Origin of the sequence: Paenibacillus sp. FSL R5-0908, assembly GCF_038006245.1 — a bacterium.
GTDB lineage: Bacteria > Bacillota > Bacilli > Paenibacillales > Paenibacillaceae > Paenibacillus_AQ > Paenibacillus_AQ odorifer.
In genome coordinates, this window is record NZ_JBBOUV010000001.1 from 4,926,730 (window position 1) to 4,948,751 (window position 22,022).

At 43.7% G+C, this 22,022-nt stretch carries 20 protein-coding genes and 1 pseudogene; 2 read left to right on the plus strand and 19 right to left on the minus strand.

The window, feature by feature from the left end:
- Positions 1–397: 397 nt before the first annotated feature.
- From MKZ09_RS22455 to MKZ09_RS22490, 8 genes and pseudogenes are all read right to left on the minus strand, one after another.
- Positions 398–1,492, minus strand: a complete 1,095-nt coding sequence (locus MKZ09_RS22455) for a winged helix DNA-binding domain-containing protein (RefSeq protein ID WP_076201422.1) — start codon at positions 1,490–1,492, stop codon at positions 398–400.
- A 90-nt stretch (positions 1,493–1,582) separates the two neighbouring features.
- Positions 1,583–2,644: an LLM class flavin-dependent oxidoreductase gene (locus MKZ09_RS22460; RefSeq protein ID WP_217696585.1), complete on the minus strand. Its 1,062-nt coding sequence runs from the start codon at positions 2,642–2,644 to the stop codon at positions 1,583–1,585.
- A gap of 26 nt (positions 2,645–2,670) precedes the next feature.
- Positions 2,671–3,642 carry a ring-cleaving dioxygenase gene (locus MKZ09_RS22465; RefSeq protein WP_076134307.1) on the minus strand — a complete coding sequence of 324 codons (972 nt, stop codon included), beginning with the start codon at positions 3,640–3,642 and terminating at the stop codon, positions 2,671–2,673.
- An 88-nt stretch (positions 3,643–3,730) separates the two neighbouring features.
- Positions 3,731–4,198 (minus strand): MarR family winged helix-turn-helix transcriptional regulator, encoded by a 468-nt coding sequence (locus MKZ09_RS22470; protein ID WP_076134306.1) that lies wholly within the window; start codon positions 4,196–4,198, stop codon positions 3,731–3,733.
- An 80-nt stretch (positions 4,199–4,278) separates the two neighbouring features.
- Positions 4,279–4,992 (minus strand): CPBP family intramembrane glutamic endopeptidase, encoded by a 714-nt coding sequence (locus tag MKZ09_RS22475; protein WP_076134305.1) that lies wholly within the window; start codon positions 4,990–4,992, stop codon positions 4,279–4,281.
- Positions 4,993–5,090: 98 nt separating this feature from the next.
- Positions 5,091–6,431 (minus strand): sensor histidine kinase, encoded by a 1,341-nt coding sequence (locus tag MKZ09_RS22480; protein WP_076134304.1) that lies wholly within the window; start codon positions 6,429–6,431, stop codon positions 5,091–5,093.
- A 1-nt stretch (position 6,432) separates the two neighbouring features.
- Positions 6,433–7,128: a response regulator transcription factor gene (locus MKZ09_RS22485; protein WP_076134303.1), complete on the minus strand. Its 696-nt coding sequence runs from the start codon at positions 7,126–7,128 to the stop codon at positions 6,433–6,435.
- 75 nt (positions 7,129–7,203) lie between these two features.
- A pseudogene (locus MKZ09_RS22490) lies at positions 7,204–7,341 on the minus strand (phosphotransferase family protein); the annotation flags it as partial.
- A 336-nt stretch (positions 7,342–7,677) separates the two neighbouring features.
- On the opposite strand from MKZ09_RS22490, the gene MKZ09_RS22495 reads away from it, so the two are divergent.
- Together MKZ09_RS22495 and MKZ09_RS22500 are read left to right on the plus strand one after the other, a co-directional pair.
- Positions 7,678–8,025: a PadR family transcriptional regulator gene (locus MKZ09_RS22495; RefSeq protein ID WP_076201420.1), complete on the plus strand. Its 348-nt coding sequence runs from the start codon at positions 7,678–7,680 to the stop codon at positions 8,023–8,025.
- Positions 8,012–9,007, plus strand: a complete 996-nt coding sequence (locus MKZ09_RS22500) for an HAAS signaling domain-containing protein (RefSeq protein WP_076201418.1) — start codon at positions 8,012–8,014, stop codon at positions 9,005–9,007. The genes MKZ09_RS22495 and MKZ09_RS22500 overlap by 14 nt, the downstream gene beginning before the upstream one ends.
- Before the next feature lie 392 nt (positions 9,008–9,399).
- Here MKZ09_RS22500 and MKZ09_RS22505 read toward each other — a convergent pair whose 3' ends face one another.
- From MKZ09_RS22505 to MKZ09_RS22555, 11 genes are all read right to left on the minus strand, one after another.
- Complete coding sequence (locus MKZ09_RS22505; RefSeq protein WP_076201823.1) at positions 9,400–10,677, minus strand: alpha-L-fucosidase; 1,278 nt, start codon at positions 10,675–10,677, stop codon at positions 9,400–9,402.
- 49 nt (positions 10,678–10,726) lie between these two features.
- The gene (locus MKZ09_RS22510; RefSeq protein ID WP_076201416.1) at positions 10,727–11,677 is read right to left on the minus strand and encodes an ROK family protein; all 951 of its coding nucleotides are present in this window, start codon (positions 11,675–11,677) and stop codon (positions 10,727–10,729) included.
- 28 nt (positions 11,678–11,705) lie between these two features.
- On the minus strand, positions 11,706–12,398 hold the full coding sequence (locus tag MKZ09_RS22515) for a copper homeostasis protein CutC (RefSeq protein WP_076134300.1): 693 nt from the start codon (positions 12,396–12,398) through the stop codon (positions 11,706–11,708).
- Positions 12,399–12,422: 24 nt separating this feature from the next.
- Entirely contained in the window at positions 12,423–13,862 is a 1,440-nt protein-coding gene (locus MKZ09_RS22520) for a leucyl aminopeptidase family protein (protein ID WP_076134299.1), read from the minus strand.
- 41 nt (positions 13,863–13,903) lie between these two features.
- Positions 13,904–14,896, minus strand: coding sequence for an ABC transporter ATP-binding protein (locus tag MKZ09_RS22525; protein ID WP_111504797.1), 993 nt, complete (start codon positions 14,894–14,896; stop codon positions 13,904–13,906).
- The gene (locus MKZ09_RS22530; RefSeq protein WP_076129893.1) at positions 14,893–15,894 is read right to left on the minus strand and encodes an ABC transporter ATP-binding protein; all 1,002 of its coding nucleotides are present in this window, start codon (positions 15,892–15,894) and stop codon (positions 14,893–14,895) included. The genes MKZ09_RS22525 and MKZ09_RS22530 overlap by 4 nt, the downstream gene beginning before the upstream one ends.
- Positions 15,895–15,907: 13 nt before the next feature.
- Positions 15,908–16,738: an ABC transporter permease gene (locus MKZ09_RS22535; RefSeq protein ID WP_370510566.1), complete on the minus strand. Its 831-nt coding sequence runs from the start codon at positions 16,736–16,738 to the stop codon at positions 15,908–15,910.
- A gap of 147 nt (positions 16,739–16,885) precedes the next feature.
- Positions 16,886–17,809, minus strand: coding sequence for an ABC transporter permease subunit (locus MKZ09_RS22540; protein WP_036689023.1), 924 nt, complete (start codon positions 17,807–17,809; stop codon positions 16,886–16,888).
- 112 nt (positions 17,810–17,921) lie between these two features.
- The gene (locus tag MKZ09_RS22545; protein WP_036689025.1) at positions 17,922–19,526 is read right to left on the minus strand and encodes a glutathione ABC transporter substrate-binding protein; all 1,605 of its coding nucleotides are present in this window, start codon (positions 19,524–19,526) and stop codon (positions 17,922–17,924) included.
- A gap of 89 nt (positions 19,527–19,615) precedes the next feature.
- Positions 19,616–20,620: an asparaginase gene (locus MKZ09_RS22550; RefSeq protein WP_036689028.1), complete on the minus strand. Its 1,005-nt coding sequence runs from the start codon at positions 20,618–20,620 to the stop codon at positions 19,616–19,618.
- Between the two features lie 28 nt (positions 20,621–20,648).
- On the minus strand, positions 20,649–21,806 hold the full coding sequence (locus MKZ09_RS22555) for an ROK family transcriptional regulator (RefSeq protein WP_076201414.1): 1,158 nt from the start codon (positions 21,804–21,806) through the stop codon (positions 20,649–20,651).
- Positions 21,807–22,022: the final 216 nt, after the last annotated feature.

Below are 22,022 nucleotides of genomic sequence, written 5' to 3' on the forward strand. Positions count from 1 at the left end.
CAGGTCCGCCCTGCCGGGTTATTTTTTACTCAGAGTGCATTCGTGAGCGGTTATTTGGTAATCGGTAACCATTCAACCATTCACCATTCACCATTCACCCATTATGCCGTTCTGTCGTTCGGACTCAGGAGACACTATTGAGTTAAAAATAGGCTTTTTACGAATCTATCGGACCCAGATGCCGCTATTCCGCAAAAATAGGGGTCAAAAGAGGTGCTGCGACGGGAATAACTGCATTGGAGTCCGAAAAGCTCAGCAAATCAGCATTTAGGTGCTAATAAGTGCAACGGTGTCCGTTAGCGAGAAAGATGCGCACAAAAGTATGGTAAGAAAGATGAAAATGGTGAGAATGTCGAGAATGATGAGAATGATGAGATTGGTGAGAATAGTGAAATACTCATCTCAATGAACCACTCACATTCATTTTGAGTATCGGCAGCCCAATAAATGCGGCATATCGCTCAGCTTCTTTAAGTACCAACTTTTCCGTATCGCCCAGCTCGGCAAAAGGATGGATCATAATCTCAATCCCCTTGATCTTTAGGGTTCTTTTCCATGTACCCACAACCTGACCCTCCACAACAATCGTTGGAAGAAAAACACCATTATTCCCCGGAACTATCAAAGGAGCAACGTCGGGCTCTAGAACGGCACTTCGGTCTTTATAACCCAGAATGTACTCATCAAAACCCGGAAGCAGATGAACGCCCGAGTCCTCAGCAGTTGGCTCTAGCCGATCAGCAGACATCCAATACTCACTGCCATCAATAACCTCTGATTGCAGTTGACTTTTGGCCGCTTCCAGCCCTCGTCTGGCATCTGTAAGGGTTATGCCTGCCCACCAAGCAAAATCTTGAACAGTTGCTAAACCATGTCCAGTGAAATATCTCCGAGCGAGCTCATACAATGATTCATCGTAAGAAAGTTCTCGAAACTGTGGCACCCATTCCTCTAACAAAACAATCGTTTGCTGCTTACCATTCATCGGTCCGAAACAAATCAACCCTTGGTACGCAACATTCCACAACATATGATAACCACGCTGGTTCCCTGTGTGAATACCTTCTTCTTCTATAAGCTGAAGTAGAAGTGCACGATCTAGCTGCTTTCCACCTTGTAAAGCATTAACTATAATATGTCTACAACGTTCTAGTGTCTGATCATCTAGCCCAAGCTCTGCATTCCGTCGCTTTGTTTGTCCCGCTAAACGCGGTACAGATAGCTGATGCATCCACTTTACATCTTCCGGTGGGACAAAATGAAGCGTACCTCGCAGCGTCCAATTCAGAATCATCTTACGATCAGCGATAGCACGCTCTATATCAGCTAAATTCGAAGATGGAGTACGTAACCCGATCGCCCACATCGCCTGCATGTAATCCTGCGCCTGTAATGCCCCTAATTCTTTAACGACCTGTTCGGGCTTGATTAGCTTGGAATCAACGATCTTCTGGTTATATAAACGTTGCGCAGCTATCATTTTATTCGTCACACTTTGCCTCCTTAAGTGAACCTTCTCAAACCATCGTCTAACCTTATTGGAATAATTTTAATATAATTTCTTCCAATCTCATAGTTTTTCTTATTTCTTAGCTGTGGCCCGTCTTACGGCTGGTGCGACTACCGATCCCAACAAATCAATGATTTGCTCAACCTGAGCATAAGGTAAACCGCCAATATCAATCTGAGCCAGAAAACGATTGTGTCCGTACAGCTCATGTTGATAAAGGATTTTTTCAATAACCTGTTGTGGGCTGCCTACGAGCAGCGCATTTCTCACACTCATGGCTTCAGCAAATTGGTCTTTAGGGTACGCTGATCCACGAAGCTCTTTCATCATGTGATTTAAATAAGGGTAATAGTTACGGAACGCTTGCTGTGAATCTTTATCGATATATAAAAGGGTGGTTGTACCCACCGGCAGCTCAGCCGGATTAAAACCTGATTGTGCGGCAACCTGACGATACATATTCACAGAGGTCTTGAACGCTGAAGCAGGTCCACCTAGAACAGCCAGCATCATCGGGATGCCCATTCTTCCTGCCTTAACTGCACTTGCCGGAGGTCCACCAACCGCTCGCCAGATGGGCAGTTTACCATTCAGGGGCTTCGGAAAAATCTCCATATCATTCAGAGCAGGACGGAATTGCCCTTCCCAGGTAATTCTTTTTTCGTTATTTATTTTCATAAGCAATTCAATCTTCTCTTCGAACAATTCTTCATAATCCCTCACGTCATATCCGAACAGTTCATAAGCTCCTAATCGTGATCCACGTCCAGCAACAATCTCTGCTCTGCCTCCGGATAACAAATCCAATGTCGAAAATTCTTCATGTACACGTACAGGATCCGCTGTGCTCAATACAGTCGCTGAACTGATGAGTTTGATTCGTTCCGTTGCGTTTGCTATAGCTCCAAGTACGACCGATGCTGCTGAAGTAATAAATTTCGCTTGATGACTCTCCCCCACTCCAAACACATCTAATCCAGCATCCTCTGCTAATTTGGCGGCAGCAATGATCTCTTGAATCCGTTGTCGTTCACTGATTGGTTTACCTGTTAAGGCATCTGCAACATGATCACCTAATGTGTATAAACCTATTTCTAAACCCTTATTCTCGTCGATTCTATATTGTTCCATCATGATGATGTCCTACTTTCTTCGCTGTATTATTGGATAGGATGAAGTTTCGATGCAATCTCTTCCCGGCGTTCTTCCAGAAAAGAAGGCAAGGTCAAATTCTCGCCCAATGTGTCAAAAGATTCATCAATCTCAAACCCTGGACCATCTGTAGCAAGCTCGAAAAGAATATGGTTCGGATCACGGAAATACAAGGAATGGAAGTAATAACGATCAATGACCCCTGTGTTCTTGAACCCTGCAGCTGTGATTTTAGCAGCCCATGCGGTTAATTCTTCCAGATCCTTCACTCTTATAGCCACATGATGGATACTCCCTCTTCCCGGTCTTTCCCGGTCTTGATCATTAACTTCTTTGAGGTGAAGTTCAGTGTACAAGCCGCCTTTAGCTGTTTCATAAATATCCACCATAACCTTCGGGTCACTCATGGATGGCACTCTACGAACTTGTGTATAGCCTAAAATATCCTCCAAAACAGCCTTTGTACGGCTAGTTTCACGGACAGTCAATTCAACGGGACCTAATCCAACAATGGCATATTGTGGTGGAATATCATCAGTAATCCAAGGTTCTACCAGCTGAGTCACATTATCTTTTTCTGCGGACACCAGATGAACCGTTAATTCATCACTATCCTGAAAAGTAAGCGAATTGCGCTCCTCTATACTTACGATAGCTTCGTGAGCGACTTCAAACGTATCTAATCTACTAGCCCAATATGCTAAAGCCTCATCACTAGGAACAAGAAGAGAGATTGCAGAAATACTGTTCGTTCCTTTCCGGGTCTGCCCTGCATTTGGCATTTCAAAAAAAGATACCTCGGTGCCTGGAGCGCCATTAGGGTTGCCATAGAATAAATGGTACATGGTTGGATCGTCCTGATTTACGGTTTTTTTGACAAGTCTTAGTCCCAGTACTTCTGTATAAAACCATAGGTTTTGTTTAGCGTCTTTAGTAATCATTGATACATGATGTTGTCCGGTTATTTGTGGTTGGCTCATTTTAAATTTCCTCCTAATATGATTATGGTTTACTAGTAAACTGATGTTGAAAAAAGGAAGCTTTATTCACAATAAAGCTTTTACAATACTACTGAACTCCTCGGGGAATTCGATTCTCATTCTGGCTATGGCGGTGAATCTTCTTAAGCATGCTGTAAAATACTTTCTTCTCGTCGTCCGTCAGTGGATCGAATAACGAAGCTTGGAAATCCGATTGCAAAGGAAGAACCTTCTCGATAAGCGCTTGGCCCTTTTCAGTTAAAGAAATATACTTCACCTTCCAATCCTGCTTGCGTTCAATCCATCCTTCCTTTTCTAATCTGCCAAGCATATGTGATACTCCGCCTTTAGTAATGGTTAAATGCTCGGCAATTTCCATCTGTGTCACAGGCTGATGTAATAGTATCTGTACTAACGCATCAAACTGGCTAACCGTTAAATCAAACTTCTTCAAGAACTCATTGGAAAGATCGTTACTATTGTCATAAACTCTTACCAGCCGCAACCAGATCAATAAGCTTAATTTGTTGTCTTCAGTGAATCCATTGTTTCGCATTATGCCACATCCATTGTTTTGGAATTGGATCTATTTGATTATCAGTTTACTAGTAATCTGATGTGGAGTCAAGTTTCGTATTAACTTAAGAAATAGAGAAGCACAGACAAACCATTACTAAACATGTGTGCACCTATTGGCACTAATATATTTTTTCTTTTCTCATATAGGTAGGCAAAGATTAATCCAGCAGTCATATAGGAGAAGATATTCCAGATTTCGTTATAGTTCCCCTGAAAAACCACAGCTCTATAGACATGCTGGAAGCCAAATAAAAAGGAAGATATCAGATAAGCCAGAAGACGACTCTTCCTGCGGATCGTGCTATAGATGGTAACCCGATATACTAATTCTTCAATCAAGGGGCCAATCCAGACCACATTCACTGTAAAAATAAATGGATACGAGGACAACATAGTCCGTAAATTCACCTCATTCACAGACTTTGCAATAGGATGAAAGATGGAAATTAGTGTAGGAATCAACATACTTCCGATGATAATAATCAAACAAAGTCCCCAAACCATCCATAACATATTACGGACCCAGTATTGTCTGAAATCATGGATAGCTTGTTTATAGAACCCCCTAAAACCTATAATCACTCCTATGTAGATCAGACCATTCAACAGTAAGGCCATTCGATTTTGTTGTTCTGGCCGCCAAATAAAAACATGGTTAAGAATCTCCATAACCGGCCTGATCAAGAGAATGGAGAACAATCCTAAAAAGTACATTACTGCTAATATAACGCCGAAGATCAATTGCCTTTTACTTAATTTTTCATCAATCATTATAATCTAATCCCCCATGTAAAATTGTTAATAGACTGAATATCAACCATTTTAGCATTGGGAAATTTCATAAGACTTAATGTAATCTTACATAGACCTTAAATTTGCCGGTTCAGCCCAATCATAATTTCAAACCGGTTATCTTGCGTATTCAGCTGAACAGTCCCTCCATGAGCAGCTATTATTTTTTGAACAATGAGTAGCCCTAATCCAGAACCTGCCGGGTTTAAGGCTGATGATTGGCCGTAATTAATAAAAGTAAGCTTGGCTCCATCATTCACCTTTTCCAGCACAACTTGAAACGTAGAACCTTGCTCCTGATAAGCGATGGCATTATAAAGCAGGTTTGAGAATACTCGATTCATTCTTTTTTTATCAAACTGTAGAATTATTTCTTCTGGCTCGATTACAAAATCAGGGATCAGACCCGCAGCCTCAAGCTCGGGCAACATATGTATCATTTCTTCTCTCAAGTATTCTGAGAAATCATCCGTTGTAACATGCAAGCGGAATTCCGGACTTTCCATTCTGGATAATTCAAACAAATCCTGAATCAACACATTGGCACGGATACTATTTTCGTATATTATTTTGGCAAATTCCAAATGTTCTATCCGACCGCTCATCTGTTCTTTTAGTTCAAGCTCTGCGTAACCCATAATACTTGTTAATGGATTTTTTAAATCATGGGATATATCCAATATTAGATTTTTACGATTGTTTTCACTCTGTTCTTTTAACGAGGTCTGGATCTGAATCACTTCTGCCATATGATTAAAAGCCTGCTCCAGTTGACTAAACTCCCGATTCCCGCCTACCTGCACTCTAGCTGAATAGTCCCCATTCTTAACTTTTTCAACAGCAGCGGACAACTGGTCTAAGGGTTTAATGAAACTAAACGCCGTAATTTTCGCATAAATCATCGTGCTTAGAATCAGAATCAACAAATAACCTAACCCAATAAACCCAAGCATTTGAAGGGTATGATCCTGCATAGGTGAATCTGAATTCCAATGGAAACTGCCTGTCATCTTCACTTGTATAGGTAAAGATACGATCAGCCAAAAATGTTCCTGCTCATTATATTCAACAGTGATCATATCTTTGTTAGCGGCAGTATTCATTAGAAAATCCGTAAATTCTTTGACACTAATCTGCTGGGACGTAAATGGATTGTTGCCAATGGAGTGTATGACTTCGTAATTGGAATTCACAACCTGTAAACTGCCCCCGACATCATTAATAACACTAGTGTCAATTCTTTGATAGTCATTTTGCATAAGCTTAGCAGCCGTTAACTGATTATAAATAATGTCCTTAGATCCCAGCCTGTTCATGCAAAACAAAGCAATAATCACCAATATCGTTATAACCGTTGTTATAAGAAAGATCGCGATATAGTTTTTTAACAATTGATAGGATATATTTTGTTTTCTCATCTTATTTACCTGGGTTGTAGAATTTGTAACCTAGTCCACGCACTGTGACGATATATTCGGGATGGTGTGGGTCCCGTTCGATCTTATTCCTTAGACGGCTGATGGTAACCATTATCGTATTATTATCACTATAGAAATCTTCTTCCCACGCTGCTGCATATAACTTTTTGGGCGTAAAAATTTGATTAGGACTCTGCATCAGACATTGTAACACCTTATATTCCTTGGCATTTAGAAGTACCGGACTTTCATTTATGTACAACATACATTCCTTTAAATTCAGCTTCAATTCTCTATGTTGGATCGTTTCTTCAGTTATCGATTGGCTAAGATCGTATACATTTCTTCGTCTCAGCTGCGCCTCAACCCTAGCCATAAGCTCCGAAGCACTAAATGGCTTCACCATATAATCGTCCGCTCCAAGACCTAAACCAACAACCTTATCAATTTCTTCACCGCGGGCAGTTAACAAGATAACCGGAATATGGCTTTTCTCTCTTATCTGTCGCAACAGATTAAGTCCATCAAGCTTGGGCATTACAATATCCAGAATGGCAAGATTTATTTCATGATGATTAACAACCTCTAAAGCCTCAATGCCATCCTTGGCTTCGAATACTCGAAAGGATCGATCTTCTAAATGTATTTTCACGAGTTTTCTTATATCAGTTTCATCTTCAGCAATTAGTATATTCATCGCTCAATCCCCCTAACTAATCTCAAATAGCTGAGTCTTTTCACTCAGTATAACTTGCCAAATACCACTTCGGTATAAAAGCCTAAAGAAAAGATCTGGAACATCATAATTAAAATACCCATGGATTCGGCCCGATGCGAACTCTGGACTCGTTAATGCTCACCAAGAAATGCGATTAAATTCCTCCCAAGGATCACCATAATCAAATCTATCCTTTGACCAGCCTTTATGTACCGGTTCAACTACCTCCCATGTAGAAGCATTCGGGATGTCACTAAAAAATGGAATCATTTCACAACCTCCTTTTAATCAAACTGCTTCACAAAATAGAAAAATTTTCTTATTTATTTCTCAGAAGATTATTTTATTCAATTGATGTTGGAACAACAATAGTGTATGATGCATAGTATAGATCGAATACTGTATGACACATAGTAAGCATAAGCGGCTTCAACGTCCTCTTAAGGGCAGCAAGCGTTTAAACCAAAAATATAAGAACAATTTATAAGAGATTATAAATCCTTATATTTTAAATAATGAGGTGGGTGAATGAGTACTTTATTAAATTCTTTAATCACAGAGCTTAGAAGAGGTACGTTAACGCTAGCCGTTTTAAGTCAATTACGAACACCCCAGTATGGATATTCGCTTGTTCAATTGTTGGAGGAATCCAGCATCACCATCGATCAAAGCACCCTATATCCATTACTTCGCCGATTAGAGAAACAGGAATTAGTGACTAGCAGCTGGGACACATCCGAGAGCAGACCCCGTAAGTATTATGTTCTAAGTGACTATGGCGTAGAAATTTTTTTACAGCTAAAGGAAGAATGGCTTAAGAATTCGAAAGAACTCTACGGCCTATTACAAGGGGAGGATGACCATGAATCTAATTGAGATTTACATTCATGAAGTGACTCGGAGGTTACCGGAACAAAATCGGGAGGATATCGCTCTCGAATTACGATCAACCATCGAGGATATGTTACCGGATGATTATGACGAAAAAGAGGTAAAAGCAGTCCTTACAAAATTGGGCAATCCAGCTATTTTAGCTAGTGAGTACCGCGATCAGCCCATGTATCTCATCGGCCCACGCTATTTCGATTTATATGTTACGTTATTAAAAATGATTATACCCATCGCTGTAGTTGTTTCTTTAATCGCTCTGGTTGCTGATTACTTGATTGGCTATAGCGGCGATAAAACAGTTGCGGATATGGTTACTGCAGTTATAAGTACAGGAATTGGCACCTTCCTTGAAGTAGGAATCCAAGTCTTTTTTTGGATAACTGTTGTGTTCGCTATTATCGAACGGGCGGATAAAGGAAAGGAAGGGCATCCGCTTACTACAAAATTAAGGAAATGGACCCCTGATGATTTGAAGGATATCGCGCTTGTCCATAAGAAAAAAGCAATTACAAGCTTCGAAGTGTTCGGAAGTTTACTGTGGACTGCCATTTGGGCTACTGTTTATTTTAATGCTGAACACCTGATCAGAGTCTATAGAGGCGGTGAAGGCGCACTTAACTTCGTAGCCCCAGCTTTTAATCAGCATGTGTTACTTGATTATTGGCCTATTATTCTTATTGTGATCGGATTAGAAGTCGCATTAACTATATATAAATTAATCAAGAGACAATGGACTAGAGAATTAGCATTATGTAATACGGTCCTCGAGCTCATTGTACTTATTGTATTCGCTGTTATCCTTATAAATCCGAATGTATTTAACCAAGAATTCATTAACTACATGTCTAATTTATTAACCACTACAGCTAACCAATTTGAAACGGGACTAGTAGGTGGAGGAATAGCAATCTTGATTTTAGTTGCGGTCCTCAATATATATGAAGGCTTCCGCAAGGCTCGCCTCTAGTATTCGCAGAGCGGCAATTCTCCTGTTATTTGGAGAATTGCCGCCTGACTCGTTGAATGCCTGCTTCAAATGCTTCAACAGCTTCAACAGCTTCAACAGTATTGTCACCCTCTAAGAGTTACGGACCCAGATGACGTTATTTGCACATTCTCTCCCCTTGAGGCAGGGCTTCGGACTCCAATGACGTTATTCCCTAGAATCAGCTCCATATCGGGGGTGTTTCAAGGCAATAGTGGCTATGAGGTCCGTTGGCAACCCAAAAGTGCGATATTTCTGGGTTTAGAGTCATCTGTGTCCGATAGGTGTTTCGTATGTGCAAATATTAGCAAGCATATGTAAAAAAGGAGTTGTCTCAGCAGCCATTCAGGGCATATGGGACAACTCCTTCTGATTTAATTAAATAGTTCAAGCTCGATAACTGTATCCATCTCATCAGGTAATATCGCGCCTTTTAATGTAATAAACGCTCCACCGTCAACATCTGAATATTCCTCAGCCATCCACGGTGCCTCCACCTTTAGCTCGGTACCATCACGTAGTAATCTAGCCTTTTTAATCTTCCCTTTCAAGCCTTGGAAATAGATCGGGCCAATTCCACGGTCGTAGACATGCGCATACAATTTATTGCCCTTTTGCGTATACCGTCCCCACTCTGGTTTAGGCAGCGAAGACTTCCCGCATCCATAAATACTATCTCCATTAAGGCGCATCCACTCCCCAACTTCGTCAAGGATAACCAGTGATTCCCGTGTCATTTCGCCTTTAGCATCGGGTCCAACATTGAGGAGCAGGTTACCATTCTTACTGATACATTCGACCATCGTACGGATGACTTGCTTGGTCGATTTATAATTCTTATCCTCGGAATGATAACCCCAGTTGTCATTCAGGGTAATGCAGGCTTCCCAAGGGATGGATTGGCCGTTTACGTCAACAATGCCGCCAGGCGGAATGATCTGCTCGGGGGAGAAGAAATCACCAGCATACTCCTCAGGTTCTGCCGCACGAATATTGCCACCTAATCGATTATCGATAATAATATCAGGTTGTATGGAACGAATCATCCGGATAAGTTCCGTTGCCTTCCACTTCTCCCCTGTCATATTATCGTAGGAGAAGTCAAACCACATAATGTCGATTTTACCGTAATTGGTGAGCAGTTCCTTTACTTGCCCATGCATATACTTCAAGTATCTATCGAAATCAATCGGCTTATCTTTGGCCGCTTCGTTATCCCGATCAGGATGTGCCTTATCTCCATATCCGGGATAATCCTCATGGTGCCAGTCTATGATAGAGTAATATAGACCTACTGCAATACCTTCAGCCCGGAAAGCGTCTACATATTCCCGCACAAGATCACGCCCAGCAGGCGTATTAATCGCTTTGAAATCAGTCAGCTTACTATCGAACAGACAGAACCCGTCATGATGTTTGGTCGTAAGCACAGCATATTTCTGACCCGCAGCTTTTGCTGCACTTGCCCATTTCTTCGGGTCATATCGAGAGGCGTCAAATTCATCGAAATACGTCATGTAATGCTCTCTACTCATCCGCTCGTTACCGCGAATCCATTCCCCTCTAGCAGGAATTGAATATAATCCCCAATGGATAAACATCCCGAACCTATCCTGTAAGAACCATTTCGTTCTTTCTTCTCTTGTACCCATCTCTCCAACTCCTCCGTTAATGAAAGCTGTGATCAATCTTTCACTCCACCTAAGCGGTATGAAATAATGCTGCTGCTCCAATCAGGCCTACATCGTCTTTGAGAGCGGCAGGTTCAATTGTAAAAGTGCCCTTATAAGGATCCATGACAAATAGCTCCGTCTTCTCCACCAGTGCAGGGAATAACAAATCTCCAGCCTTACTCACGCCTCCACCGATCACGATCCGATCAGGATTGAACGTATGCACTGCATTGGCTAGGCCTAGTGCCATATAATGAATGCTCCGGTCAATAACCTCGATGGCCACGGGATCGTTAAGTGCCATGGCTTCAAATACGTGCCGCGAAGTAATTTTTTCTCCATTTATATTAGCCAATTCCGTAATCATCGACGGTCTGCTCTCCATACTTCGCAGCGCCATATCCCGAATCGCTGTGCCCGAAGCGAAAACTTCCCAGCAGCCGAATCTTCCACAGCTGCATTCCGTTCCGTTCGGGTCAATAATATTATGACCTAGTTCACCAGCAAATGAATTTTTGCCAAGAAGCAGCTTGCCGTCAATGACGATACCTGCTCCAATTCCAGTGCTAAAGGTAACATAAACCATGTTGTCCGCACCTTTGCCAGCACCTCGGACATACTCGCCCCAAGCGGCAGCGTTCGCATCATTCACTACCTTTACTTCAACACCTAGCTCCAACTCCATCCAGTGCTTCAGTGGAACATTATCCCACTCCGGAAGATTGGTGCCGTGAATAACGATTCCGTCCTGGCTATTTACAGCTCCGGGAGAAGCCAGACCCACTCCTGTGAGTGGTCGCCCTTCGGATACGGAGCGGATCATATCGATCATTCGCTGCACTACTTCTTTAGCGGTACGTGCTCCAGCCGTTTCCATCAATTCCCGTTTCAACACGGTCCCCTTTGAATCGAACAATGCTGCGGCAATTTTTGTGCCTCCTAAATCGATTCCAACTACGTAGCCCTCAACCTTCTGCATAACCCATTCACCTTTTCACTATCTATTATTAGCCGTTAGAATGAATACTGTCCGCTAACGCCCGTAAGGCTGCTGGATCGATTGGCGACAAAGCGTCTTTATCATAACGAACAGCCGACCCAAAATGCACTTCTGTTACTCCGGTCTGATGTATAAATGAAGTAATACTTTCCAGCTTCAGACCGCTTCCAGCCAGTATTCTTACCGATTTACCTCTTGATTCCTCGACTAGCTTACGCATAGCAGGAATAGCTTCAGGAGCCGGACCTGGCCCGGCAGAAGTGAGTACGCGCGTAATTTGCGGATACTTACAAAGCGTTCGATAACCTTCTATTTGATCCTTCAACTCATCAAAAGCACGGTGGAAGGTTACTTGCAATCCCTCGGTCAACGGCAATAATGTTTCAAGTGCTCGCTCGTCGATAGCCCCTTCCGGGGTTAATGTACCAAGCACAATCCCCGCCGCCCCGCTGGCTGCAATTTGCTTTATCTCTGCTGCCATGGTCAAAATGTCATACTTTGAATAGCAAAAAGAACGGCTGTGCGGGCGAACCATAACAAACGCAGGAATGTTAACCGACTTGACAACTTGTTGCACCAACCCTATCCCTGGTGTTAATCCGCCTTCCGTAATCGCAGTAATGAGCTCCAGGCGGTCAGCCCCATTCGCTTCGGCTGTAAGAGCATCGTCCATACAAGTAGCGATGACTTCCAATCTCATATCTTTCCTCCACTCTTCCGGTTGTTATTGTTGTGCCTGTTTCATGACATAATCAGCGAGCAGTCGAGCACCATAACCCGTTGCTCCAGCTTCTGCATACCCCACATCCTGTTTGTACTGAACCGTCCCAGCCATATCAATATGAACCCAGCTCAGCGATTCCGCTACAAACCGCCGTATAAAAAGCGCTGCTGTAATCGCACCGGCAAAAGGTGAAGTACTAACGTTGCGTAGATCAGCGTAATGGCTTCGAAGATCGACTTCGTATTCATCCATAAGTGGCATGGGCCACAGTCTTTCTCCATTGCGCTCACCGATTTCGACGAGGCTCTGCGTCATCTCTCCATCACCCCATATGCCGGCGATACCTAATCCTAACGCTGCGCCAACATTTCCAGTAAGTGTTGCAATATCAATGACCTTGGTTGCCCCGATATTTGCTGCATGAATAAGAGCATCCGCGATAATAAGCCGCCCCTCGCCATCCGTATTTGCAACCTGAACCGTCAGCCCATTAGGATAGCGTATAACAGACGATGGCAGCATTGCCTCAGCATCTGGTACGTTATCAACAACTGGGATCAACGCGGTAACATTTACATGAGCTTGATTCCGTACTAAAATATCCAGCGCCCCAATAACAGCTGCTGCGCCACCCATGTCCATACGTGCATCGCTGATATCACTTGCAGTCTTAACATTCATCCCACCCAAATCGAAGGTAACACCTTTACCCACCAATGCCAGCATTGGCAATTCAGGGTTACTCTCATAGCGAATTTCAACGAGGGCTGGGGAGTGTTTACTGCCTGCTCCAACCGCCAGCAACCCATTCATCTGTAGGTCAACCAGCTCCTGCCCCCGGTAGACATGAACTTTCACTGCTGCGTTATCACGCTCGAAATATTCGACCATCCATTCTGTGAACCGATCCGGATTTAGAGTCCCGGGCACTTCATTCACCAGATCGCGAGCAACCACTGCTCCTTCAGCGCGCATGCGGCCAGTACTTAGTACAACTTCCAGTTCAAGCTTAGTCAGTTCAGGCCAATCGGCTGTATGGAGCAGCAAATCAACTGAAATGTCTATTTTAGTAACGCCACGATAGGTTTGAAAACGATATAATCCGAGAAGCCAGCCTTCAATCCAGGCTTGCAGCTCATCCGCAGCGGAAATATTACTTTCTGCTGTCCTACGCACAAATGAAGCTGAATTTCGTCCTTCTCTTAGGGCTGTACGGGCGGCAGATCCCGCTGCTCGGCGAACTTTCTCAAGCGTAAGAGCCCGGCGTTTTCCCATTCCAATAGCTATCACATCGGACTCTTCTTCAGAGCGAGCATATAACCATGTCACACTGCCACTCTGTTTGTGAGCTTCTCCCAGCCGAAGAGGAAAAGGCTCCTCTTCATAGGCTAAGTAGATAAGCGTATCCGCCCCATTAGCGGAATCGAACAAGATATTCATAGCTGTCCCTTCTTTTCCGTAAAGTGTACTCACATTTTAAATTATCGTTCTAGTTTCAACATTTCTTCATCAAACAAATGACAAGCGAGCTCATGACCTGGTTCAACTTCCCGGAATACAGGCACATGCTGCTTACAGATTTCCATACAGGAAGGGCATCTTGTATGAAAACGACAGCCTGTCGGCGGATCAACGGGACTTGGAAGATCACCTTTTAGAATAATGCGTTCCTTCTTCAAGCTTGGATCGGGTACGGGAACTGAAGATAGCAGCGCTTGAGTGTAAGGATGCAAGGGACGGTCATACAATGTATCCTTATCAGCCGTCTCCACAAGAGAACCCAGATACATAACCCCAATTCGATCACTAATATGCTCGACCACACTGAGATCATGAGAGATGAATAAATACGTCAGGCCATATTCCTCCTGCAAGTCCTGTAACAGATTCAACACTTGGGACTGAATCGATACATCCAGCGCTGACACGGGTTCATCCGCCACAATTAGACTTGGGCGAACTGACAGAGCCCGGGCAATCCCAATCCGTTGCCGCTGTCCACCGCTGAACTCAAACGCGAATCGCTCGGCGTGGAAACTGTTCAATCCAACGGTCTCTAGCAGTTCGCAAGCTAGCTTATCCCGTTCTTTAGAGGACAGCTTTGTATGAATAAGCAGGGGTTCGGCGACAAGATCCTTCACCTTCATGCGGGGGTTAAGTGAAGCATAAGGGTCTTGAAACACCATCTGCATATCTTTGCGCAGAGGCCGCATTTGGTTGTCTGAGATATGGCTAATATCTTGTCCCTTAAACCACACTTCTCCATGATTGGGTTCCAGTAAGCGAGTCACTAGCCTGCCCGTAGTCGATTTCCCACAGCCACTTTCACCTACAAGGCTGAACGTTTCTCCCTTACGAATGGCGAATGAAATCCCATCAACGGCGTGTAAATATTTAGTCGTTCCGAAGAAGCCCTTCTTCACAGAAAACAACTTCTTCAAACCCTTAACCTCAATTAATGGAGTCTCTTTCATAAACATCCCGCTCCTTCCGTGTCCTCCTGCTGTGTAAGCCAACAACGGCTTTTGCGCTCTAGCCCCTCAATCGGAAGTAGCTCAGGTTCTTGCGACAGACAACGCTCCATGGCAAATTCGCAGCGTGGCGCAAACTTACAGCCGGCAGGCATTTGTGAAAGGTCTGGCACATTCCCCTTTATAGACTCCAAGCGATGTACATTCTGGCGCAGCTTAGGTACCGATTGAATCAATCCCTTGGTATACGGATGTTGCGGTCTGGCAAACAGCTCTTGAACAGAGGCTTCTTCCACCACACGACCTGCATACATAACAACTACCCGGTCACATAATTCGGCAACTACTCCAAGATCATGGGTAATGAGCAGCATTCCCATATCCTGTTCATCTTTCAACTGCTTCATCAGATCAAGAATTTGCGCTTGAATCGTTACATCGAGTGCGGTCGTGGGTTCATCGGCAATCAACAGCTTTGGATGACAAGACATGGCCATTGCAATCATAACCCGCTGTCTCATCCCGCCGGATAGTTGATGCGGATATTCATCGATTAATTCCTCTGCGCGAGGGATACCTACAAGCCGCAACATATGAATCGCATGCTCACGAGCCTTCTTGCGTCCATAACCCAAATGCAGTCTAATCGGCTCTGTTAATTGCAGCCCAATCCGCAGCACTGGATTAAGAGAGGTCATCGGCTCCTGAAAAATCATTGCCAGATCATTTCCCCGGATTTGGCGCATCTCCTTCTCAGAAATCTTCGTCAAATCCTTTCCTTCAAAACGCACAGAACCTTCAGAAATTCTGCCCGGCGTATCTTTAAGCAACCGCATGATCGATAATGAGGTTACACTTTTACCACAACCAGATTCACCAACCAGGCCTAGCACTTCACCTTTTTTAATAGCAAAGTCTACCCCCGCAACCGCAGTAATACTTCCATCGCCGCGTTTAAACTCCGTTTTCAGCCCTTGTACATCCAGCAAATGTTGAGTCATGTCTTGTCCCTCCTTAGTTTTTCATTTTGGGATCAAGAGCATCACGCAGTCCGTCCCCGACCAGGTTAAATGCAAGTACTGTTAAAAAGATGGCTATCCCCGGAAAATACACGATATGTGGAGCAATGCTTAAATAATCACGTCCCATACTTAACATTGCGCCCCAATCGGGCTCCGTTGTTTTTGCACCCATTCCAAGAAAGCTTAGTGATGCAGCGGCCAAGATCGCTCCGCCAATCTTCATGGATAGATTAACGATAATACTGGGCACGGTCTCAGGAAAAATATGACGCCAAATAATCCGGCGATGCTTCGCTCCCATGGAACGAGCCGCTTCCACAAACAATGTTTCTTTCGCAGACAGCGTTACGCTCCGAATAATCCGGGCGAACGACGGAGTCCCAAAGACTGCAACTGCGATAACAACGTTGGATAGACCCGGACCGAGGATGGCGACGATTCCAATGGCAAGCAGCAAGTCAGGAAATGAAAATAGTACATCACTGCCACGCATAATAATCCGATCTAGCCAACCGCCATAATATCCACTTAACAGACCTAGGATAGTTCCCAGTACGCCTGCGATGAAGACAGAACTGAGACTGACCGCTAAGGTTAAGCGAGTACCATCAATCAAACGGCTTAGAATATCACGGCCATATTCGTCTGTCCCGGCCCAATGTGCAGCAGAAGGACCTGCCATAAGAGCATCGTAGTTTGGTTCATCAGGATTATACGGGGTCAGAAATGGCCCGAAAATTGCAATTAGGAATAGCAATATAATAAAAAATGCGGCCACAAGGGGCATCTTTTGTTTACTGAACTTACGTAAAAAAACACCCATACGGCCTTTTGTTTTCTCCGGGGCCAGTACCTCTCCGGGTAATGGAGATTTTGCTCCCATCACCGCCGAATTGTCACTCATGATATCCCTCCTGATCCTAAATTCACCCTATAAATCTATTGAAATTCTGCTTCTTAGTCGCATTAGCTACTGAGAAAACCTTATTTTCGGATTAAGTACGCCATACAATAAATCTACCAATAGATTGATAAGAATAAATTGTGTAGCAAATAGAAGCAGTAAGGCTTGAATGACTGTATAATCCCGGAACAAAATGGAGTCTACTAGCAGCCTGCCAAGACCCGGAATACTGAATACCGTCTCAACCATTACAGAGCCGCCGAGCAGGAACCCAAACTGAAGTCCAGCTACGGTAACCACCTGAATCAAAGAGTTGCGCAGCGCATGCCTGCCGATAACAACATACTCGCGTAAGCCTTTTGCACGTCCTGTACGGATATAATCCTCCCGAAGGGTCTCCAGCATAGATGACCTAGAATAACGGGCCAACATAGACATAATCCCCATCCCGAGTGTAATGGAAGGAAGAATATAGGACTTCCAGGAATCAACACCACCCGTTGGAAACCAACCAAGCTCTACCGAGAAAATTTGAATGAGTACCAAGCCTAACCAAAATCCAGGAATAGACATCCCTGAAATGGCTGTCAACGTCCCTAAATGATCCGGCCACCGATTGCGATAAACGGCTGAAACCACGCCAATTAGAAGACCAATAATTAGAGCCCAGGCCATACTAAGAAAAGTCAGCCACAACGTAGGCATTACTCTGCTTTCCAGCATGTCAGTAACCGGGATCCCTGAACGGATCGAATTGCCCAGATTCCCACTTAGCAGATCACCCATGTAGTTTATATATTGCTTCCACAAAGGCAGATTGAGACCCAGCTGCTCCTGAATTCCACGAATCTCTTCAAGCGTGGCATCTTTACCGGCAATAAGTCGGGCTGGATCGCCTGGGATTAAGTGAATAAACAAAAAGACAAGCACCGATACAATGAACAACAGCGGAATAACCCCGAGGAGTCTTTGTAAAGCATATCTACCCAACTCATAAGCCCCCTTCAGTATCGACAAATGATTTAGTGAGGCCGCTTCCTACCATATTACAGAAGCGGCCTCGTTCATTTCTTGGGATATTAAATCTAACGTTTATTTGGCATTATTTCACTTCTGCATTCAGGACGTTAATGGAACCGTCCGGGAAGACCTTAACTCCTTCCAGATACGATCTTTTGCCTGAGATGATTTGGTCGACGCCCATGAATGCCCATGGAGCATCTTCCCAAATTGTTTTTTGAATATTGCCATAGATGGATTTAGCCGCTTCTGGATCAACTGATTTATTCGCCTCAGCGATCCATTTGTCTACATTTTCATTTTTGTAATAGGCTGTATTTGAGCCAGCAGGCGGGAACATTTCACTACTGAACAACCCTCTGGTTGCACCATCTGCATCACCTGAAGACGGAGACCAGCTGACATACCACATTTGAATTTTTGCTTCTTCTGGCGTCTTAGCAGAGTTAATTTGGTCGGACAATGTGCCGCCTTCCATGGATTTCACGTCTACCTTAATCCCTACAAGTGCTAGCTGTTGCTGAATAAATTGCATACCCTTCATAGTTTCGGATTCATTTTCACCCCAAATTTCGGTTTCGAATCCATCAGGATATCCTGCTTCAGCAAGCAATTGTTTAGCTTTTTCAATGTCATAGTCATAACCTGTTTGCGGGGAATAGTATTGTGTTTTGGAAGACATCGTGGAATCAAGCTTAGCACCAAGACCCGATTTCACAACTTTGATATAAGCTTCTTTATTGATAGCATAGTTAATGGCTTGACGAACCTTCACATCATCGAAAGGTTTTTTCATCGTATTCAACGTTACATAACGGACGATTGTCGAATCGATGGTATCTACAGTAATTCCTTCAAGACCTTCAACCTCAGATACTTGCTCCGTTGGCATCGGATAAATGAAATCCGCCTCGCCGGTTTTTAGCATGGCTATCCGTGATCCATTCTCTGGTACAGGTCTAAAGGTCACACTATCCACTTTTGGCAACCCCGCTTGCCAGTAATCAGGGTTCTTAACGACAACCAAGCGGTCGCCTTGCACCCATTCTTTGAACTTAAATGGTCCCGTTCCTACAGGATTTTTCGAAATATCGGCGCCATTTTCTTCTAAAGCTTTCGGACTAATAATAGGTGCCATAGCTACTTTATTTAAAAATGCGTTGTACGGCTCGCTGAGTGTAATAACCACAGTTTTAGCATCAGGAGTCTCCACTTTCGCTACCTTTGCGAAGCTTTTGCGCAGTCTCAGATTGTTCTTCTCATCTTGAATACGGGCGATGTTTACTTTAACCGCTTCAGCATTAAAGTCAGTACCGTCTTGGAATTTAACATTCTCTTGCAGCGTGAACGTGTAGACCAACCCGTCTTCACTTATGGAATGGCTTGCGGCAAGAACAGGAACCACGTTCATATTCTCATCAAAACCCATCAGACCTTCGTACATCGTTCTGGCAGCGCTGATTGAATGCGTATCGCTTGCGTTATGAGGGTCCAGCGTAATAAAGTTAGAATTGATGGCAATTACAATGTCTTTATCATTCTTTGTAGTTGGGGTGCTAGTTTCAGTTCCACCAGCAGTATTGCCTTTTTGTCCCTCGTTGCTCGCTTTGTTGCCGCACCCTGCAGTCACTACTACTGTAATAAGCAGCAGCATGAACATTGACCATACTTTTCCTTTTGCTTTCATTTTTTACACTCCCCTATTCAAACGATGTATTAGAAAAGCTTCTAGTCCGATTAATCACCAAACTTGAAGATTATTCTTGACCTTATGCTCTAGATCTCCCATTGAAATACAGCACGGCGTTCGCCGACCACAGTACCGCCGTCATTAACAATCGTGTTGGGCACGAGTGCATATAGGCGATCAATTGTGTCTTGATTGCTGTAACCAATACGTTCTAGAATCGATGCGATAATACATGGCCAGACTTGTTCTGATCCGTCGGATACTTTCAGTGATATGCCCATTCGTTCCTTACGGAGTCCGATACCGTATACCCCTTTTGCTCCACCTTTAGCCGTCAGATTATCATCCTTCAGGAGCTCTGAGCATACAAATTTCGTGTCAGCAATCATAACTGGGTTATCGTTCATAAGTTTTGCAATGGCAGCGGCTGCCTTACGTATATCCGTATCCTCAATCAAATCGGGACACGCTAGCTTTAGATAGGAATAAGCGATTTTATGAAGCGGAAGTGCGAAGATAGGAAGTCCACAGCCATCAATACCTTGCGGGATGGACGCTTTGGGAACTTCAGCGATATAAGCCATCATCTCAAGAATCTCCTGTTGTACAGGATGGTTAGGATCGTAATAAGTGTCTATATCCCAACCCATATATTTGCTAAGGCCCATTAAACCTGCATGTTTGCCTGAGCAGTTATGAAAGATTTTACGAGTTGGCTCATTTGCCCGGTGACGTTCTGCTTTGGCTTCTTCATTCAGCGGGTATGTAGAGCAGCAATGAAGTGACTCTTCTTTTAATCCCATTTTCTGAAAAAGAGCTTCAAGCGCTTCAATATGGAAGGCTTCACCCCGGTGTGAAGCGGTAAACAGCGAGGCTTCTTTACTTGTCAAACCATATACTTCATCGATCCGGCGTTTCATTACCGGCAAAGCTTGGAATGGCTTAGCAGCAGAGCGAAGATAAGTCATATGCTCCGGATCACCTGCTTTGTACAAAATGCTGCCCTTCTCATCAACTACACTTACTGCACCATAATGCACATTCTCCAGCAGGCCTCCACGATATTCTTCTACCAATGTTGTAAATCCCATCTGTACAACCTCCCCAGCAGTAGTTAATTTAATCTAAGGCGAAAAATCGATTCTGCGATAAAAGTCCCGATCCGATAATTACACCCTTCTCATTCAGCAACGAGCGATGAATCGTAAAGGAACCCCGAAGCGGCTCCCATGTAAAGCGCGAGAGATACAACTGCTCAACTTCTTCGTATATATCCGGGAATTTGTCCACGAGTTCTCCACTTAAAATCACGCTGTCGGGGTTATACATGCATACGACATTATTAATGGTGATCGCCATATACATGAGTGCACGGTCGATCAAGTGAATCGCCCATTGTTCTCCTGCATGTTTTGCTGCGAATAACTCCTCAATCGTACGGATCGGGCGAATCCGATTAGCCTCAGATAATAAAGAACTGATATTTATATAGGTCTGTAAACAGCCCGCTTTGCCGCACTCACACATCATTCCGTTAGGATCCACTGTCGTATGCCCAATTTCACCCGCACTGTTCATCACTCCTCGATAAATCTCTCCCTCGAGAATCATCGCAGAACCCACGCCTTGCCCGAAACCCAATAATGCCGTACGGCTGGAGCCGACTGCGGCTCCTTTAAGATGTTCAGCAAGAGCCCTTACTTTCAGCTCATTGTCCACAGCGATTTCAAAACCCGTCAGCTCTTTCAAGCGTTTGGCTAACGGAACATTTTTCCATCCTAGCTGAACAGAGAAGACAACAATTCCTTCTTCGTTATTCACAATGCCGGGAAGTCCAACGCCAATACCCACGATGCGTGTTCTGTCAATCACATGCTGCTGGAACAATTGTTCAATGGCTTCATAAATCCGTTCCAGCGTTCGATCCGGGCTTTCGTCTGGTGTACGGGGAAATTGACTACTGCAGATAAGCTGTCCTTGTAAGTCCACAATTCCAATAGACATAAGACTGCGATCCAGTTCTACGCCAACCGATAATACAGAAGCGTCCATCATACCTATTAACGTTGATTTCCGACCTAATCCTGATGATACCTGCTCTGAATCGAGTAAATATCCTTCCTCCGTCAACTCTCCGACAATTCGACTTACAGTCGTAGGACTCATACCAGTCTGTTTAGCAATAGAAGCGCGAGAAATCGGTTGTTGATTTTTTATAATTTCGAAAACCGTTAAACGATTTTGTCGCTTCATAAAATCCTGATCGTGCTTTTTCACGGGCATTCTCCTAATTATTTTCTCCAGTGCATTAATTGGATTAATAAACCACAAAAACAAGAAAATATTTGCAAATAAAGCGCTGATAATGTATTCTTTGATTTAAATTTTAATTTAGTTTCTCCAGTGATGGGATTAATAATAAAGGCTCATGGATTATGTGTCAATATAAATGACATATTTTTTATTTAAAAATAAATGTAAGCGGTTAACGAA